The sequence below is a fragment of the Chryseobacterium sp. W4I1 genome, from assembly GCF_030816115.1.
In the GTDB taxonomy this organism is placed as follows: domain Bacteria; phylum Bacteroidota; class Bacteroidia; order Flavobacteriales; family Weeksellaceae; genus Chryseobacterium.
This window is the reverse complement of sequence record NZ_JAUSXQ010000001.1, coordinates 4,000,606-4,020,179: the sequence shown is the minus strand read 5'-3', so window position 1 is coordinate 4,020,179 and position 19,574 is coordinate 4,000,606. Positions and strand designations below refer to the sequence as shown.

At 36.6% G+C, this 19,574-nt stretch carries 16 protein-coding genes; 12 read left to right on the top strand and 4 right to left on the bottom strand.

Features of this window, described 5'->3' with window-relative positions:
* Positions 1-103: 103 nt before the first annotated feature.
* Both QF044_RS18760 and QF044_RS18755 read right to left on the bottom strand, forming a co-directional pair.
* Positions 104-1,942: a hypothetical protein gene (locus QF044_RS18760; protein WP_307270571.1), complete on the bottom strand. Its 1,839-nt coding sequence runs from the start codon at positions 1,940-1,942 to the stop codon at positions 104-106.
* A 25-nt stretch (positions 1,943-1,967) separates the two neighbouring features.
* Positions 1,968-5,693 (bottom strand): hypothetical protein, encoded by a 3,726-nt coding sequence (locus QF044_RS18755; protein WP_307270569.1) that lies wholly within the window; start codon positions 5,691-5,693, stop codon positions 1,968-1,970.
* A gap of 776 nt (positions 5,694-6,469) precedes the next feature.
* On the opposite strand from QF044_RS18755, the gene QF044_RS18750 reads away from it, so the two are divergent.
* From QF044_RS18750 to QF044_RS18695, 12 genes are all read left to right on the top strand, one after another.
* Positions 6,470-7,612, top strand: coding sequence for a serine hydrolase (locus QF044_RS18750; protein WP_307270567.1), 1,143 nt, complete (start codon positions 6,470-6,472; stop codon positions 7,610-7,612).
* Positions 7,613-7,999: 387 nt separating this feature from the next.
* On the top strand, positions 8,000-8,563 hold the full coding sequence (locus QF044_RS18745; protein ID WP_307270564.1) for a hypothetical protein: 564 nt from the start codon (positions 8,000-8,002) through the stop codon (positions 8,561-8,563).
* Between the two features lie 10 nt (positions 8,564-8,573).
* Positions 8,574-9,218, top strand: coding sequence for a hypothetical protein (locus QF044_RS18740; RefSeq protein WP_307270561.1), 645 nt, complete (start codon positions 8,574-8,576; stop codon positions 9,216-9,218).
* 11 nt (positions 9,219-9,229) lie between these two features.
* Positions 9,230-10,000: a sensor histidine kinase gene (locus QF044_RS18735; RefSeq protein WP_307270558.1), complete on the top strand. Its 771-nt coding sequence runs from the start codon at positions 9,230-9,232 to the stop codon at positions 9,998-10,000.
* Positions 9,997-10,641, top strand: a complete 645-nt coding sequence (locus QF044_RS18730) for a response regulator transcription factor (RefSeq protein ID WP_307270554.1) — start codon at positions 9,997-9,999, stop codon at positions 10,639-10,641. The genes QF044_RS18735 and QF044_RS18730 overlap by 4 nt, the downstream gene beginning before the upstream one ends.
* Positions 10,642-11,056: 415 nt before the next feature.
* Positions 11,057-11,908 carry a caspase family protein gene (locus QF044_RS18725; protein ID WP_307270551.1) on the top strand — a complete coding sequence of 284 codons (852 nt, stop codon included), beginning with the start codon at positions 11,057-11,059 and terminating at the stop codon, positions 11,906-11,908.
* A gap of 68 nt (positions 11,909-11,976) precedes the next feature.
* A complete protein-coding gene (locus QF044_RS18720) occupies positions 11,977-12,987 on the top strand; it encodes a serine protease (RefSeq protein WP_307270546.1) in 1,011 nt (336 codons plus the stop codon).
* 280 nt (positions 12,988-13,267) lie between these two features.
* The gene (locus QF044_RS18715) at positions 13,268-15,496 is read left to right on the top strand and encodes an outer membrane beta-barrel family protein (RefSeq protein WP_307270543.1); all 2,229 of its coding nucleotides are present in this window, start codon (positions 13,268-13,270) and stop codon (positions 15,494-15,496) included.
* A gap of 55 nt (positions 15,497-15,551) precedes the next feature.
* Positions 15,552-16,061, top strand: coding sequence for a hypothetical protein (locus tag QF044_RS18710; RefSeq protein WP_307270540.1), 510 nt, complete (start codon positions 15,552-15,554; stop codon positions 16,059-16,061).
* A complete protein-coding gene (locus QF044_RS18705; protein WP_307270537.1) occupies positions 16,058-16,405 on the top strand; it encodes a tRNA-binding protein in 348 nt (115 codons plus the stop codon). Before QF044_RS18710 ends, QF044_RS18705 begins: the two co-directional genes overlap by 4 nt.
* Before the next feature lie 15 nt (positions 16,406-16,420).
* Positions 16,421-17,122, top strand: a complete 702-nt coding sequence (locus tag QF044_RS18700; protein WP_307270535.1) for a 3'-5' exonuclease — start codon at positions 16,421-16,423, stop codon at positions 17,120-17,122.
* 3 nt (positions 17,123-17,125) lie between these two features.
* Positions 17,126-17,452, top strand: coding sequence for an SUF system Fe-S cluster assembly protein (locus tag QF044_RS18695; RefSeq protein WP_073328229.1), 327 nt, complete (start codon positions 17,126-17,128; stop codon positions 17,450-17,452).
* A 216-nt stretch (positions 17,453-17,668) separates the two neighbouring features.
* Here the strand turns inward: QF044_RS18695 and QF044_RS18690 are convergent, their stop codons facing one another.
* Positions 17,669-18,505: a sulfurtransferase gene (locus QF044_RS18690; RefSeq protein ID WP_307270530.1), complete on the bottom strand. Its 837-nt coding sequence runs from the start codon at positions 18,503-18,505 to the stop codon at positions 17,669-17,671.
* Positions 18,506-18,686: 181 nt separating this feature from the next.
* On the bottom strand, positions 18,687-19,535 hold the full coding sequence (locus tag QF044_RS18685; protein ID WP_307270528.1) for a hydroxymethylglutaryl-CoA lyase: 849 nt from the start codon (positions 19,533-19,535) through the stop codon (positions 18,687-18,689).
* Positions 19,536-19,574 lie beyond the last annotated feature (39 nt).

Genomic DNA, 19,574 nt, shown 5'->3' with positions numbered 1-19,574 from the left:
TTCCCTGCCTAAAGAGACAAAACCTTAATAAATACACTGTGCATGGGTTACATCCTAATAACTTAGACTAGGAGAAATAAATTTCACTTTAATTAAGTACATTTCATTTTAAACTCTTTACTAATCGCCAAATAGCATTAATCACAGACTTTGCCACTAATTTATATCCGAAATTATTAGGGTGCAAACCGTCATTAGTTGTAATCATTAATGTTTCATCCGTGATTTCGGATTGTCTATATTGATCTACAAAATCCCACCCATTAAGTGCACAAATTGTCATAATTGCTGCTTCATAATTTAATAGTGTGTGACCTTTTGTATTTGCTGAGGTGGATGTATAGCCAGAATTATTTCGTTTCAAAGCGTTAAACGCTATCACCGGTGAATTATATCCGTTGGGCTGCAACGCAACAACTCTATCACGGAATGCCCGCAAAGCACCATAATAAGTCAGCACACCTGTTGAATTGTCATAATCTGAAATAGTTCCAATAGGAATATTTCGTTTAAAATCGTTCGTTATAGTGTCAATAGTCCAAAATCCTACGCTTGCATCGGTGAAAACGTTCAAGCGTAAAGCTAAAGAGTTAGCATCATCCAAGGCTGTAGCACCAAGCGAAAATCCTGAATAACAGTATTTATTATAACCTTCAAATTTAAAAATACGCTTTACAAGTGTTTGAATTCCTTCATAAACATTTGTCTCTGATATTGCAACACCATCATATGCCCAAATTGAATGCCCAACGCAATTCCAAGTTAAAGGAACTTGAATTCTTTTATCAGCAGTTAAAAAATCATTTTTGATCAAAAACCCTTTCTTAATAATTTTGGGGGGCTGGTCTATATATCCACACGCACGTATAGAAACAATATCATCTGTAATATTAAAAGGATAAGGAGTTATTGAAAAATCTCCTGTTGGTACTAAAGCCACTACTGAATTATCAGCCTTATAACCAACTACTCCAACGGAAATAGTTGTATTTTTTCCATAAAACTCATAATTTCCCGGCGATAGAAACATCATTTCAGTAGTTCTCCAATTTTGAGAATTCGACATTGTTCCATCACTTTTTAAGTAATTGTTTAGCGCCGTATAATTACCCGTAATATTTATGCTCTTCTTATCGCCTGTTAAAGGGTTTATTACAACCGACTTTCCTTCATCTGTAAGTTTAATACCTCCATCAATTCTATTGAATTCTACATACATATCTACATATCCCTGCGAATTGGGAAAAGAAGTTGCATTTAGATCATTTATAGTTGTGACAAATGGAGCGCCATATCCTAAGGCTGATGTACGCGTAGCAGTTGCAACCCTCTTGTATGAAAAAGGATTATTTGTAAGAATCTGAATCCACAATTCACCGCTATACTGTATATTAGAATCAAATTGAACAGTAGTAGTAAAGTCATTAGTTGTCGATGCAGTTACCGTCTGTCTTTTTTTCGCAATTAATGTACCATCAACTTTTTTACCCTGAAATAAGCGCACTTCTATTTCAGTTATTGGAGTTACAGAATCTTGAGCAAATGACACATAAATTTTATTAAAAGTATTCGGTACGACTCCGATGGAAATTGATACACCCCGAACATTGGACACAGCAGTAGTGGTAACTAAGCCAGATGCGGTTACTTGCTTCGCGTCACTTTCAATTGAACTATTTATAAAAACTGTATCTTGAATTTCTACTCTTTTTGATACATATTCTGAAATTTGTTGCCCGCCTTGAGCTTCAATATTAGTATTGGGATTAAAAAGTGGAGATACGTTAGCAGCTGCCGGAGTTTTCATATCTCCATTTTCATCAATGGCATAGTCTGTATAAGTAGCTGAACCGGGTTCAGCTACTTGGTAAATAACATTGGTTTCCCTTTGCCCTTGCGGAGGTAATGCATTTACTCTAATAATTTTTCCTATAGTAGACATATTTTTTGTTTTTAGTTAAATGTGATTAATTAATCTGCTGCCAATCTCCGGAAATCACTTTCTCAGATGATGTTGCAGGTTCCTGAACACCTAAAAGGTTCGTATTATGCTCAAAATTGAATTTCTCTTCTGTAATCACTTCGGAAGGCACTTCAAAATCATCCGGATTTTCAGTACTGAATGGCAATGCATGTTTTACTTTCAGTCCGATACTTTCTGCCTGAAGGATATTCAGAGCAGTAGGAAGTCTTGTGATCCATGCTTTTCCTTGTTTCAGACCTTTTGGTTCTTTCATTTCGTCAGCAATAGACAAATAAAGTTCGTCTCCAATGACAGGAACTTCTCCTCCATTCCAGATTTTTCCGGTTGCCAGGTAGAATTGCACTGTTTCTTCAAATCCTGGGCGTACAGTCACTACCACTCTGGCCATACCACTCTGCATGAAAGCTCTGAATAGCGGATCGGTATCTTCTGACTGGTAAAGATTCAGCCAGTTTTGTTTGCTTCCCCAATAATAAGGATACAGGTTGTAGGAAAGATTTTCCCATTCAAAAGCCTGCTCCATAAATTTCACAAAAGCAGTGTATTTATCAAGATCACTATTTAAAACCGTTTCATAATTGCTGAAAGAAGAGCCACTTGTTAAGCCTTCCAGGCCATATCCGTGTGTTGATCCTGTTGCTCTGTCTGCCATATAAGAAATACAGTTTTTACGTAAAATTGTATTTTCAATCTGACGGTAGAATGCCGGATTTGAACCTTTGATCTCTACAGCCTTACTCTTCTCTTCTGCAAGCTTATTGTTATATTCTACAAGCGCATCTTCGTAAGCATCCATAATCGCCTTAAATACTTTCTGATACCACGTATTTTTAGCTTCCTTTGTCAACTGAAGATCTACAATACAATTGGCTGATCCTGAGAAAATCTCATAAAAAGTAGCAGAAATGGGAACCGATTTTGAGTATGGCTGGGCAAAAGGTTTTCTTGGATAGAATTTTAACTGCGACCAGAAACCATGATGGAAGAAATCCTGATCCCCTATCATAATACACATGGCAGACTGACTGCTATCTCCTGCTGCACTATATCCTGCCAAGCAGCTTACCGCCACATAATTGTCCGGAATCTGAATTTCATCTTTAAAAGCTGCATTCTGTATTGCGCTATGTTCATCTGTAAACTGGCCACTTAATGATTTTCCTATGCTGTAATTTTCTACAGGCTTTTCAGGCACTTCAACATTATATTTTGCTGCCCAGTATTTTAAAACAGCATCTGATTCTAATGCCCCGTAATTTTCCATTTTCATCACAGCAGATGTCCTTGGATCTTCCGGTTTAATAAGATCAATCTGATCAGGGTTTTTCTGAGAAGTCATTCCCAATAAATGTAGTTTAGCAGGTTCGGGAACCATGAATTCAAACATCATTCGCTTACCGTAGTTATAGATCTGGTTTTTCATCAGCTTATCTACCCATCGGTAAACGCCTACTACATTTTTATCACCTTTTCGGTTATCAAATCCATGAGAATTGTTTTCTTCGAACTCATCAATAATTTTCTCAATTCTTTCTTCATGAACTTTTGTGACAATTCTATCCATTGCCCTTGCCGTAATATCCTGAGCCTGTGTGACAGCCTGTCTCGTGCTTTCGTCTTTGGATCTGTGATTGGCATAATTTGCACCTACGTTCATTGAGAAAGAAGGACCTACTTTAAAATTAGCGTTAGCAAAACCAGCAAAATCATTGGATTCCTGTAAGATTTTAGAAACCTCAGACTGCATTTCAAAACGGTTGGCTGTCGTTGTATCTGAAAGCTGCTCTCTTTCAGTATCTGAAGATGAGGTTGTTGTATTTTCGCTTCTTCTCAGTTTTCTCGTAGATTTTTCACGGTATTCCCTTGCCATGATATTCTCAATGTGAGCGACTTCTCCCTCTACATAGGCATGGGTACTTTGCTCGACTTTCAGATAATCAGCAATTCCAATTTGTTTAAAGCCAAATCCGGAAGGGATAAAATTTTGTTCATCATCAATCGTCACAGGAGGGTTTTCTGTTTCTTCAATCTCCAGATCAAATTTAGATGAAATACAATTTTTTACTGTAATTCCCGGTGTTTTAAATTTAGCTACTCTACCGTTAGTAAAATACACTTCAACATAAAATGAGGCACCTTCAAATTCTGAGAAATCTACTCCCTGTCCTAAAAGATTATTCAAGAAAATAGTATTCCCGTTTCTGGATTTAATGAATTCAGTTCCTCTTCTGACTGGGAAATTAGTGCTAACTAATTCGTGATACACTTCTGAAATATCCCAAGAGGCATCCGGAACATTTAACGCCATATCAAGCCCATAAAATCTGAACATATCTTTTGGACATAACTGATAGGTAAAAGGCACAGTAACGGTTCTTGCCATTGGAACAATAACTCCACCGATACTTGTATAGACTTCAGTATTAGTCTCTGTATTCTGTGCAATGATTCTGTTGGTGTTTTCTTTTACTTCTGTGATTAAAGCGCTGATCTCAGAAAAAGTATTTCTACCTTCCAGTAATTGATGAAGTTCTGAAATTCCTCCTGTAGCAGCTCTTTCTTTATCAGATGATACATTTTGAAATTCAAATCCTAAAACATCCAATAAGGTGTCTAGATTTTCAGGTTTTAATACCGATACCAGATATTCTGCTTCAATTTCAGGACGAAACTGAAAATCTAATTTCGGTAATACCGGTTCCGGTACTTTCGGAATCTGCTGACAAGGATCTTTAGGATCATATGCTACACCGGGAGCTCTTGTCGGACAATATTTATCCCTATTTGCGGCTACTTCCTTATTGTAGTCGTTAATAATTGGCGCTATTCTTACCTGATGCTCTTCATATCTAATATCATATTCTTTCTGATATTCATCTCTATACTGTTTCTCCAAGAGAGATAAATTCTTTGCCAGGCTTTCATATCTTCCGAGCTTTACTTGTCCCTCAGAAATCTGCTGCTGTTTTTTCATTTCTTCAGTCGGAACAGTTTGTTTAAATTCGTCGTCAACTGCTTTTGAAAGCATTTGATATCCAGAGGCAGTTTCGTCCAGCATTAATTCTTTAGGAAGTACAACCTGGGCATTCAGAAGAATTCTTAATTCCTCTTCATTGGTTGCAGAAAAAACGTGCTGTGTTAAAAGTATCTGTATGACCATTTCTTTGATATAGAAGTCCTTTTGAGCAATTACCTGATAAATTAGGTTGTTCCAGAGATCTATTGATTCAGGGGTTGGAAAAAGCTGATTGTCATAGATCTCAGATTTCTTATCCAAAAATTCCCCGTAAGCGCAGGTCTCTTTATTTCTTACAAGCCAAACTGCAAATTGATAATCTCTAGCGTAAGTTATTTTAAAACTTTCCAGGCTATACGTGCTATTAGGACCAGACGAAATACATTTTGGATTATTAGCAAAAGCGGCGGCGCATTCAATACGTTTTCTATGTTTTGAACCTACAGCATTTACCACTGGCTTGTAAAAAGTTTCATCGTCTTTTAGTTGTTGCGGTGCAAGCATAAACCTCTTGCTCTGTTCGTTCTCATCAGATAGCTGAGGGCTTCGCAGGCTTACAAACCTGAAGAGTGTTTGTGTTGGCGTGTTTTCTGTATCCATATTGTTTGTTGATTTGTAGTTAATAATCCCTTTTCCTATTAAGGATTCCCCGATGGTAAATGCCGGAGGCGTTGGTGTGTTATTTGTTGACATTATTTTTCTTTCTTTAATTAAATTTGAAGATTCTTTTTAGTAGAACAACTTCAGGTGCTAGCCTATTTTTTAAGGTGGTGTCTGCTAAAGGATATCCACCATTGGATTTAATATCAGTTCTCATTTCTGTGTTTTTCTTGGAGCAAATATCAGAGCTGAAAGCGACAGAACTTGACGTGTTGAAAATCAATTTTGACTTTTCTGGAATTTTTTTTAAAGCTGCCTTGGAAGCGAAACAGAATCCCTTCAGATTTAAATACTAATATTATTGTGTGATTTTATTGAAAGGTTTCGGGGTTTCTATTGATGAGATCAATTATTCTTATGGAGATTTTACCATTCTTCCCTGACTCTTTATCAGATTAAAGCTGGCCTCATAAGCTGATGATAACATTTAACCTTTTTCAATGGTGATTATCACTTTTAGAATAGCATTTCCGACAGAAACCAGACATTTAGTTTCTAAGTATTAAGTTATTTGAGAAAAGTTGAGTTTGTGGTTCCCTTCTCTGTTTTATACCAAAAAAACTCTGAATTAGGAAAAAAGGATATTGAGATAACGATCCCAACTCACTTTTTATAGAATTAACAAATTTTTAAAACAGCGGTTGATTCAGAGCTGGTTTTTATTGTTAGATTTACCTCAAAATAAACCGATATAAGAAAGCTTTAAAACGAGAAAAACTAGAATACCATCTTAAGTTAAGATACTCATTTTAATCATTAATATTTTGTTTTAATCTAAAACAATCATTCAAAAAATATTAAAATTTCTTATGACAAAACTAAGGTTTATTGCAGCAACAGTTGCTGTTCTTATTATATCTAATTCTTGTGAGCAGGACAATATGCCTGCCCCATCTGCCACACATCCCAATGGTGATCAATACCAGAAAATTGTAGACAAATTCATGGAGGCCGGAGCCGTAGGTGTAAGCATTGCCGTTATTTCGCCGCAAGGAACCTGGAGAGGCAGCGGAGGTTTAGCAGACCGGGAGAAAAACAGTCCTATGACGGTCGATAAAGAGCTGCGTGTAGGGAGTATGACAAAAATGTTTGCCGCAACAACGATCCTGAAGCTGCAGGAGGAAGGATTACTGAATATTAAGGATAAAATCAATAAATATCTTCCTAAAAGTATCACAGATCGTATTGCTAATGCCAATGAAGTCACTATTGAACAGTGCCTTAATCACAGGGCGGGTATCCGGAATTATTTGCAGGATATTTCCGCTGGTGTTTTCGACGGCAGTATTGTTAATTATTCGGCCGCACAAACGCTGACGTTAATCTATGACAAACCTGCTGATGATCCTGTAGGAAAGGGATATTACAGCAATTCCAATTATCTTTTGCTTTCGCTAATTATTACAAAGGTTACAGGAAAACCTTCCTATGAGGTCGTGAATCAGAAGGTCATCAATCCGCTGGGACTGCGTAATACATTTGCAAGCACTACACTTCCCAAGAAACTTACACGGTCTTATTATACGGAAGATCCGGCAGGAAACAACCTGAATGACGTCACCCAGATAGACAATAACGGTATTGGTGGTGAAGGTGCTTTAGACGGCGGAATGATCTCTACAGCTTCAAACATTGCCAGATTTGTAGAGGCTCTGATAACGGGTAAGATCCTGACGCCCGCTTCTATGCAGCAACTGGAAACTTTTGTTGATAATGATCTGAACCGCCTGGAACCTGACCTGAAATACAATAAGCAGTATGGACTTGGTCTTATGAAGCTGGATTCTGACCAAGGTGTAGCACTGGGTCATGACGGCCATGTCTTCGGGTTTGGCGGGAAGTCCTATTACTTTCCAAAACAAAAAACAACGATCTGTATTTTGCTGAACACCTGGTCTCCGAAGGTAGTAGCTTTACTTAATGCGAAATCGACTTTGAATTTGTTTTTCTAATCAATAAAAATATCAGTTTATTATATTGAGATCCTTACTTTTAAATGTGAGGATTTTTCATATGCTATTGGTAGCCATTATTACATCGTTTGACCTAAGATCTGATCCTTATTTTATGGTAAACTATTAAAAAAATTTAAACAGAGTATGAATTAACTTGGATCAGTTCATGTAATCAATCAAGTCAATAATGAAAGTAGATGGGTTATAATTATATAAATTCTTTTTTAAACACCGCTCTGCATAAGCATTATTCAAAAATTACTTATTTATCTGAAAATCAAACCAAAATGTTGTAATTTTATTATGTGTAAAAACAGTGTTTTCCCCCTTTTGCAGAGTTGATGAGTTGCCTAATTTTGTTTTATAAAATTAAAAACCATAAAAATGAAAACTCCTTTTTTTATCAAAAATCTAAGCCTGCTTTTTGCGTTGCTTATTTTAAGTTTTTGCATGTTAAGCTGCACTCGCTGCTCGGAACCCCCTAAAGAACCCGTGAGTGACAGCTATAAAAAGAAACTGATCAGCTCCCGTGAGGGCCGTGTTCTTTATGATGAATATTCCAGGACAAACAATGCCATTCTTACGAAATACAGAAATGGTGAGCCGGATTCACGCTGGTACTGGTTTTCTGTAGAAGATATGGAAGGCTACATTCAATATGTAAAAGAAACGGCAAAAAAACAAAAGCTGAAAAACCCGGGAATCAGAATTTACATGGGGAAATATCCCATCAATCATCCTAAAAGTAAAATGGCAAAACCGGAATATGCCGGATATCAGACCATATTCCTGGTGCCAACTGCTCAAAACCTGAAAAAAGACAGTACAACCGCCATGTCCAGAACAATGAGGTCAACCGATGAAAACACTAATGTAACAGACATGCAATACCTGAATATGACCAATCTTGCGCCTCCGCCAAAAGTGTCTACAGCAGGAATGCAGTAATAATAAAGTCATGAACTGGAACATAGAAACCGGCAAACAGATATCAATGGGCATATCCGTTGTGGTGATGGCTTTACTGATCATCAAAAGCAGAAAAATCTGGAAAGAAAATTTATTTTTTATCATAGGCTATATATTACTTTCCCTGATCGATATTTTTTGCTACTTCTATTTTAAAGCCACGAACCGGTCTACCGAGATATTTTTTGTAATTGGCTTTTTAATACTTGTCTTTTTCCTGTATCTGCTGTACTATTTCAGATTAATTTATCTGCCTCTTTTAAAAAAAATACAGTTGATTTTGCTGGCTATTTTTATCATCAATATCGGGGTTATGTTTTATATAGAGGATGATCTTTTACACCATTTTTCATTCAGTATGCTGTATACGGATATCCTTTTGCTGATGTTTTCCATTATTTTATTTTTATATCAGACCTTTAACTCAGACAAAATACTGGAGCTTAATAATTATCTACCCTTCTGGATCTCAGTTTCTTTACTGATCCTTTTTATCGGGAGCATTCCGATCCTGTATTTCAGAACTACCGTTTCGGAACATATTTATTTTTTTATTTTATTTATTCTGAATCTGATAAGTAACGGAATACTCATATTAGGATTGGTTTGGAACCAACAATACAGATTAAGATAAGTCCTTAAAGTATGGAAGAAAATAATTTGGTCATTACCTTTACCATTACCCTACTTATCGTTGTCCTGACAATGATCTTCATCTATGTGGTCTTTATCAAGAAAAAAACAACCCTTCTGATCAAGCAAAAAGAAAAGGATATGCGGTTTGAAAAGGAACTGGCGACATCACAGGTCGAAATCAAAGAGCAGACGCTGAATTATATAGGACAAGAGCTTCATGATGATCTGGGTCAAAAACTTTCGGTGGTAAGGCTAAGGCAAAATCAACTTATTTCTAAGTTGAAAAATTCCGAAAAAGAAGAGCTGAATGAGTTGAGCGAATTACTGGGTGAATGTATTCAGGATATCAGGAATTTATCTAAAACATTGATTACCGAACAGATCATCCATTTCGGTCTGACAGAATCCATAGAAAGAGAGGTAAAAAGAATACAGAAACTAAAGCTGTTAAAAATAGAATTCATCACCCAGAAACAGGATATTGATATTTCACCGAAACATGGACTGATTCTATTCCGAATTATTCAGGAAAGCATTAATAATATTTTAAAACATTCCAGAGCTAAAAATGTATCCATAAGACTGAAAGATGACCCTGAAACGTTACGCATTAATATTTCTGACAACGGAAAAGGATTTGATACCCGTAAAATACAGGACGGTTCCGGACTGAAGAATATGGAACTGAGGGCGAAACTCATCCATGCAGAATTTGCCATACAGTCGGAACTTGAAAAAGGAACACAAACTTCAATAATCTATTACAAACAGCAACCATGAAAACGATTCCCATAGCTATTGTAGATGATCATACTCTAATGTCCAAAGCGCTGGAAAATATGATCGTAGAAAATCCCCAGTATAAAGTGATCATGAATCATCCCAACGGTGAAGATTTTATAGCTGCGATAGAGAAAGCTTCAGAATTACCTGCCGTAGTCCTGATGGATATCAATATGCCTTATAAAAACGGGATAGAAACCACAGAATGGCTCACTGAGCATCATCCTGACATTAAGGTGATTGCCCTGACCATGGAAGATGAGGAGAAAATACTCATCAAAATGCTGAAGGCAGGTGCCAAAGGATATCTGCTGAAAGATATGCAGCCAGCCATCCTTTTTCAGGCGATTGATACGGTATTTGATAAAGGCAGTTTTTATACCGATTTCGTTGCTCAGAAATTATTGAAAGTAAAAACAGAAGATATGAAAACGGCTTCCCTACTTTCTGAATTAAAAGACAGGGAAAAAGAATTTATCAAATGGGCCTGCAGCGAACTTACCTATAAAGAAATTGCTGACAAAATGTTCCTGAGCCCAAAAACCATTGATGGCTACAGAGATTCCGTCTTTATGAAATTAGAAGTAAAAAACAGGGTTGGCCTGGTTCTTTTTGCCTTAAAACATGATCTCTGCTGAATCTATTTTTATTTAAAACACTGTATATCAATAATTTTAACAACCAGACTTCAATCCGGTGGATTTTTACAATCTACCGGATTTTTTGTTTTTACTATCATCAATAAAATGGTCACCTGTAAAGACATCAAGTTTATTTGACGCTAAGTTTGACCGTAATCTCGCATTAGTATAAGGAGAACAAAGAATCATTAGCCTACTTAGAACTATCAGCGTAATCATCTGTATTAATTTGTGCAATTCGTGGTTAAAAAATTATTCAGAACTCAAAAAAGGTGTTTTACCTGCCACATAATTAGTCTTTTACCTCTGTTTTCGCTCTGTTAAATATTAGAATTTTGTCCTGTAAAAATAACCATACAGGCAGACCCTGAAAAGCCAAAACAGAGTAGGGAAAATTCTAAAAACTAACAACATGAAAAAAGCACTCATCGTAGGAATCAATGATTATGCACCTGTAGGATTAGGTGGGCCGGATTTGAACGGCTGCATCAATGATGCAAGAGACATGGCCAACACCTTAGTAATCTGCGGTTTTGATCCTGCAAAAATTAAAATTCTCACCAATCAGAATGCCACAAGAGCCAACATATTAAACTACCTTAAAACATTGGTGAGCAGCAGTGTAAAAGGAGATTCACTCGTGTTCTATTACTCAGGACACGGAACCAGAGTGGCCAATATCGGAGCAGATCTGGAAATAGACGGTCTGGATGAAGCCATTTGTCCGCACGACTATGCAAGTGCCGGAGTGATCCGTGATGATGATTTTAAAACCATACTCAACAAACTAAAGGCAGGTGTCAACCTGGAAGTTATTTTTGACTGCTGCCATTCCGGAACGGGAACCAGAAAAATGGACCTAGGACTTGATCTGAATCTGGAACTTTCTTATGAAACCGCCCGCTTCATCCCTCCCATGCTGGAAGATGAATTTTATATGACCTATGCAAGCGAAATGCAATCTTCCAAAAATTCTAAAAAGGCAATTGCTCTGACTAAAGCTCTGATTCCGGTTACCGGATTAAATCATACGTTATGGGCTGCCTGTAAAGATAATCAGGTATCTATGGAAGGAAATATAAGTGGGCAGATCAGAGGCTACTTTACCTATCATTTCTGCAAAATCCTACGTGCTACCAATGGAAATATCGTCAGAAAAACACTTGACAAACAAACTGCTATAGCTTTGGCTGCTATGGGAGCCGCCCAAATCAATCAAACTGAAAGCATCACTGCAGAATTTTCTCAAAAAATATTTTCATAAAAAATCAATGGCGGAATCCGAAAAGCCAACCAAAGAGTAGGAAAAACTGATTAAAAAACTCAATAATCATGTCGAAAACTGAAAACAACCAACCAATGACTGCGGAAGAAGTATTAAGACTTAAAACCGTGAAAGCAAAATCAACTGAAAAATTGGCAAATGTCGAAAAACTAGTCAGCCAACGCCCTGCAATGGAAACCATTAACGGAAGATCTTTTCCCAAGGGAATGAAAGCAATCGGGATGCTCGCAGATGAAAAAGCTGGAGAAAGCCAATCTCTGGAAACTGATCATTTCTATCCTACGCATGCCGATTTTGAGTATCTGGCAAAACTTGAACCTAGAAAGGACCGTAAACCAAAATTCATTGACAGAGAATCTTTCTTATCCGCAGAAGGGGTAAAAACTATATTCGGTCCGGATCAGAGAAAAGTATACAATTCTACTGCGTATCCGTGGCGATGCGTGGGAAAAGTAGAAAGCGCTTTAGGCTCAGGAAGCGGGGTAATGATTGGCCCGAGACATCTACTGACCTGTGCCCATATTGTAGACTGGCAGCCTAATAACACTACGGGCTGGTTAAAATTCACTCCCATGTATTATAATGGAAGTGCTCCTTACGGAAGTGCCTGGGGTACCCTGACTTATTATAAATACAAGGTAGCAGGACCAACTATTGATTCTACAGAAATCCAATATGATTACGTGGTCATTGTTCTCGACAGACCTATCGGAAACAGCACAGGCTGGCTGGGCTCAAAATCATATTCCGATTCGTGGGATGGCGGAGCCTACTGGACACATGCAGGGTATCCGGGAGATTTAACAGGAACCCAAAGACCAACATATCAGACAGGAATCGCTTTAGACGGAGATTTCTGGAGTGCGGATGATAATGAAAGCATGACCCACAAAGCAGATATCTGGCCTGGACAAAGCGGCGGCCCGTTCTGGGGATACTGGGATGGCGCTCCCTACGCAGTAGCTACACAAAGTGCCCATAATCCAAGCGACAATTTTGCGAGTGGCGGTTCAGATCTTGTGAATCTTGTGATAAGAGCTAGAAACGAGCATCCTTAACCAATTTATTTGTTTACTGAAGAGCCTGGCTACAAGTCAGGCTCTTTTCGTTGTATCAGACTAAATAATTTAGTTTGAAAATTTATAAATATCTAATAAAATAATACACAATCAACAGTTTTTTAGAGTAGATCAAAACATAATCGAGTTCATGATGTAATATTTGACATATTACAATTGTTTTATAATGAGAGATTTATAATTAAAGTAATAATTACACCTATTTATTATGCATAGCAAGCTACATTGTAATACATTAAATTTAAAAAACACAAAATATATGAAATATCAAATCTTCTTAATCTTAGTTTTGAACAGTATCATGATAACTGCACAAGAAAAAAAAGATACAATAGCTACAAAAACAATCAATGAAATTATATTAACAAAAAATAAATTCCAGAGAAAAAATGACAGATTTGTATATGATATAGGAGCATCCCCTTCAGCAAAAGGAAGTACAGCTTTTAGTCTTTTAAAAGAAACTCCTCTCATCTCATCAATGGATGATAAAACGTTACGAATTGCCGGAAAATCAAACGCGGTAATATACATCAATGGGAAAAAATCTCAGATGGATTCTGATGCTCTGGCAACCTTTTTAAAAAGTATGCCATCCGAAAGTATACAAAAAATAGAGATTATTACAATGCCCGGCAGTGAATTTCAAGTGGAATCCTCAGATGGAGTTATTAATATTATTCTAAAAAAGGTAACAGAAAATGGGCTAAATGGGAGTATAAGAATGAATAATAATCAAGGATACTATAATAACCAGGGAATGGGAGCCTCTATTAATTATAGAAAAAATAAGCTCGGAATTAATTCAAATTTTAATAGTGGAGAAAACACCAAACGGCAATATTATATATTAGAAAATGGTAATAATATAGCATCAAATCAGTCGGAAGGAACCGTTTCTATTCCGAACAAAGATTATGGTGGTTATGTAAATATAGATTATACTTTAAATAATAAAAGTAGTCTTGCATTGAGCTATAATATTTGGTATAATAAAAGCGCCAACTCTATGACTAACTTATTTAATACCGTAAACACGCGCAATGGTAATACTTGGAAAACTGACTATAACCGAAGTATAAACTATGAAAATACACAATCGTACAATAATTCTGTTAATTTAAATTATGAATTAAAAACAGATTCACTGGGCAGTAAACTCAATATAAATGCGGCATACTTAAATTTTAGAAAAAAACAGCAAAGTATCAATACAACATTAGCAGCAGATTCCAATGGGAATACAGGAGAAAGTATAAGCCGGATTACTCAGGAAACTCCACAGATTATTAATAGTTTTTCTACTACAATAGATTACATTAAGAAATTTAAAAATGATATCATCTTATCATTGGGCGGAAATTACAGCTATACCAAAACAGATAATGACACAGAAACAAGTCTGTATCAGTTTGCCACCAATAGCACCATTAGGAATCCTAATCACTTTTTTTATCTGGAGAATATTTACGGAGGATATTTAACTCTAGAAAAGAAAGTAAGTGATAAACTCTCAGCAAAAGCTGGAATCCGATATGAATTAACACAAAATAAAGGTAATTCTAATAATGCTCAGAATGAAAATTTAAGCAACCTTAAGAGAAGCTACAGTAATATTTTGCCTTACTTAAATCTGAATTATTCAATTAATAAAGACAACAACCTTTCCTATTCTTTTTCAGGTCGTATGAAGAGACCTTCCTTTTGGGAAGTGAATCCAGTAAGAACATACTTAACAGAAACTAATTATGTTCAGAATAATCCATTTATGAAAGCATCCGCAGTCTATTCACAGGAGCTCAACTATATGTTCAAAAATTCATATTTCTTCATTATAAGCCATAAATATTATAAAGACGTTATCTTACAAATACCTTTACAGGGACAAATTAATATGAATGGTAATCCTGTAAATGTACTGAGGTATATAAGAACAAATTTTGGTGACCGCCAGGAATTAAATTTTACAATCGGTTTTCAAAAATCTTTTTTTAAACAATATTGGAATACCAATGTGAGTCTGGGAATACAGCATAACATTAATAATGGAACCATCGATACAGATCCATTAACCGGTGAAAAATTTCCGGCTTATATTAATACCAAAAAATCAAATGGAATTACGGTTGCAGTTAACAATAATATAAGACTTGATCACGCTAAAACCTGGTTTGCAAGCATTAATTATTGGTATGTTGGCAATTACCAAATAGAATTGGGACAGCTAAAACCATTAGGAAGTCTGGAAATAGGGCTCAAAAAAATATGGAAAGATTGGACATTTACAGGAAGCGTTGATGATGTTTTAAACACAAATAGAGTTATAATTAATGATCCTCAACAAAATGGAAATTATAATTATGTGAATATTTATAATTATCCACGCCAATTAAATATTTCTATCTCTTATAACTTCGGAAACAAAAAAATTGAAAAAGTACGTAATTTTAATAATGCTTCTGATGATATTAAAAATAGAACAAAGTAAATTTATGAGATTATCAAAACCAATATTTTAATACATTTGTTTAAACATATTCTGAATGAATTTCGAGCAGATCAACTTACACCTTGAGGCTTACAAAGAACACGACCAGATTCTGGATGCCGCTCAATTTTTAATCCATTCTTTTGATCTGGAACATGAAAATTTTGCAGGTTTCGGCTTCAGGGAGGAACGGTCTCCCACGTCCATGCTTTTAACTGCAGAGGGAGAATTGGGAGGACCTCAGAAAGTAATGATCCCTAAGAATTTATTTGATTTTGATCTGAATCTTGTTCTGAATATGGTAGCCCATGAAATGCTTCATGTACGGCAGAAAGCTCCCGGTCAAGTTATCGAAGATAAAAACGAACGGGAATTCCAGGCATACTATGAAATGCTTTTTCACAAGGTCTTTCCGCAGGTTCCTGAGTTCTCAGATTTTCATAAAAAGTTTTTTGGAGGTAAAGCTCTTGAATATTATAAAAGAATGGGTGAAGGATCAGAACTGCAACAGAAATATGCTATAGAAAAAATAGAAATAGAACACTTAATCAATTCATTATCATGACTATAAAACCGGAAATATCCTGGACAGACTTTGAAAAAATAGATATGCGATGCGGAACGATAATTTCAGTTACCGATTTTGAGAAAGCCAGAAATCCTTCTTACCAACTGGAAATTGATTTCGGAGATCTTGGCATTAAAAAATCATCTGCACAGATCACTTCCCTCTACCAAAAAGAAGAGCTTATAGGAAAACAGGTAATGGCTGTCGTCAATTTTCCTAAAAAACAGATCGCTAATTTCTTCAGCGAATGTCTTGTCATGGGAGTATATGGAGAAAACAAAAGTGATGTCACGCTTTTAACGCCTTCATTACCTGTAAAAAACGGAATGCCGATCGGATAAAAAACATCAACACATATGATACAACACATTCCATTAGAAAAGATTTTATTCCTTGATATTGAGACCGTTCCGGGATCAGAATCATGGGAAGTATTGCCTGAAACCGAACAGAAACTTTGGGAGAAGAAAACCAGGTTTCAGAGAAAAGAAGAGGTCACCGCTGCTGAATTCTACGACCGGGCAGGAATTATGGCCGAGTTCGGAAAGATCATCTGCATTACGATCGGAATGGTGGAAAAGAATGATACTTTAAAAATCAAAAGCTTTTCAGGCCACGATGAAAAGAAAATGCTTCAGGAGTTTGGGGAAATTTTTAACAGCCCGAGACTGAATAATGTGATCCTTTGTGCCCACAACGGAAAAGAATTTGATTTTCCCTGGATTGCAAGACGATACCTGATTAATGGAATCCAGCCCCCGATCCCTTTTCAGATGTTTGGAAAAAAGCCATGGGAAATTCCGCATATCGATACGATGGAGCTTTGGAAATTCGGAGATTATAAAAGCTTCGTTTCATTGGAATTACTGGCTCACGTTTTTGGAATTCCTACCCCAAAAGATGATATAGACGGCTCAATGGTTTCATCAATCTACTACATAGAGAAAGACTTGCAGCGAATTGTGGACTATTGTGAAAAAGATGTCTTAACTTTGGCAAATGTTTTCCGGCGAATGCGTCAGGAAGATTTGTTGAAAAGGAATATCAATCTAGATTAAAAAATGAAATTTACAGACGATCAAATTGCTGACATTGGTGAGGAAATCATCAAGGTCTTAAAATCCGTATACGACCCGGAAATTCCGGTAGATATCTACGAATTAGGGCTGATATATGATGTACAGATCTCCGAGGATGGCGATGTAAAAATTATAATGACCCTTACTACCCCGAACTGCCCGGTTGCAGAAACGCTGCCGCAGGAAGTGAAAGATAAGGTAGGAGAAGTGGAAGGTGTGAAAAGCGTAGACTTAGAACTTACATTCGAGCCAAGCTGGAATAAGGATATGATGAGCGAAGAAGCAAAGTTTGAATTGGGAATGCTTTAAAGATTAAAGCAAGGAAGATAGAAGCACGAGGATGGAAGCTTTTGGAGCTCATAAAATCACTCTCTTCCCATATAACTTCTTTGCTACATCAAATACAATACAAACCCGGAAATTTTCCGGGTTTTTCTCTTTAACATTCAATTTTCAATATGATGAGTTTGAAGAAGAAATTATTAAGGCTACAGTAACTTCAGTCTCCTCTTCCATTTTCCAGCCTTACTCTTCCTTAGCTATCTCCTTTCCTTCTCTACGGCTCCATTCGCTCCATGAACCCACATAAAGATCTGGGATAGGGAAACCGGCATAATTCAAAGCTAAAATAGTATGACATGCCGTAACACCAGATCCGCAATGGATGATGAGGTGCTGAGGTTTATCATTTAAAAGTTTCGTGTATTTTTCTTTTAAAACTTCTGGTTTAAGGAAATTACCATTTTGATCCAGGTTTTCCGAGAACGGGATATTGATGGCTCCGGGTATATGTCCGGCCACTAAATCAATAGGTTCAGACTCGCCTTTATAACGGTAAGCATCTCTTACATCTATTACAGTCGATGAATGGTTTATTAATTCATTTTCAACATCTTCCAAACGTTTTAATGGAAGAAGCCAATCTTCTTTTTTTATTACTGGAGATGTTTCAAATGTTTCTACGCCCGAGGAAAATTCTATACCTTCTTTTTCGGCAGACTGAATTCCGCCATCTAAAACCTGTACATTTTGTAATCCGAAAGATCTTAGCATCCACCAGGCTCTTGCTGCTGCATTAGCTCCGCTTTTATCATCATAAATCACCACATGGGAATCTTCTAAAACGCCAAGATTCGCAAGCGTTTCAGCAAATTTTTCAACACCCGGAAGCGGATGTCGTCCTCCAAAAGCAGCATTTTCACCAATCTCAGCCAGATCTTTATCCATATCTATAAAACGGGCTCCTTTGATATGTTTCTCAAGGTAGTTCTGATAGATCTCTTTTCCTACTCTGGCATCAAGAATGATGAGGTTTTCTGATAGATTCTTTTTTAATTCTGATGGTGAAATGATGGGTGACATTTTGTTGGTTTTGGGATTAAATTATAGGTTTTGGCTGATTTTTAAATACGAAAGCGGGCTAAAACCCGCTTCTGTTGATTTATTTTGTCTCGCAGATTTGACAGATTACGCAGATTTTCTTATATTTTTAAAGCAATTCTATCTGCTTTATCTGTAAAATCTGCGAAAGAAGAATCTTTAATTAAAAATGAAAAATATCCTTTGCCTTATTATATGAACTTTCAAAATTCAGCAGGTTTAGTTTGTGTTCTGCTTTTTCTACGCTCATAAAATTGATGACCTGTTCTGTGGGCATATTTCCTACCAGATCATCTTTGGCCATGGGGCAACCTCCGATTCCTTTAATTGCACTATCAAACCTTCTGCAGCCTTTGTCGTAAGCAGCTTTCAGTTTTGAATATGAGTCTTCGTAACGGTTATGAAAATGTCCTCCGAAGTTAATCTCAGGGTATTTTGACGGAATTTTTTCGAATAAAAGCGCAATTGTCTCAGGAGTAGCAACACCTGTGGTATCAGAAAGCAGAACATCGGTAATTCCGATCTCTGAAAATCTTTTTGCCCAGAAATCTACATCTTCCCATTTCCACATTTCTCCGTAAGGGTTTCCAAAAGCCATAGAAAAATAGATATTCAGCTGCTTTCCTTCACTTTTGGTCAGTTCAAGCATTCTGATGACCTCTTCAAAAGCCTCTTCCTGGTTTTTATTGGTATTCCTGTGCTGAAACGTTTCCGAAATAGAAAACGGAAAGCCTAAAATATCTACAGTCTGATGTTTTAATGCTTTTTCGGCACCTCTATAGTTTCCGATGATTGCAGAGACTTTAGTATGGGATAGGGATTTATCGATGTTTTCGGCCACCTCATCAGAATCAGCCATTTGAGGAATTGCTTTCGGAGAAACAAAGCTCAGACAGTCCAAAACATCAAAGCCAACTTCCATCAGAGAGTTGATGTAATCTATTTTTTTGCCGGTAGGGATAAATTCTCCCCAACCCTGCATGGCATCTCTAGGACATTCAGTAAGAAACATTTTTACTTTTTGATTTTCTCAAATATAATAAAACTAAAC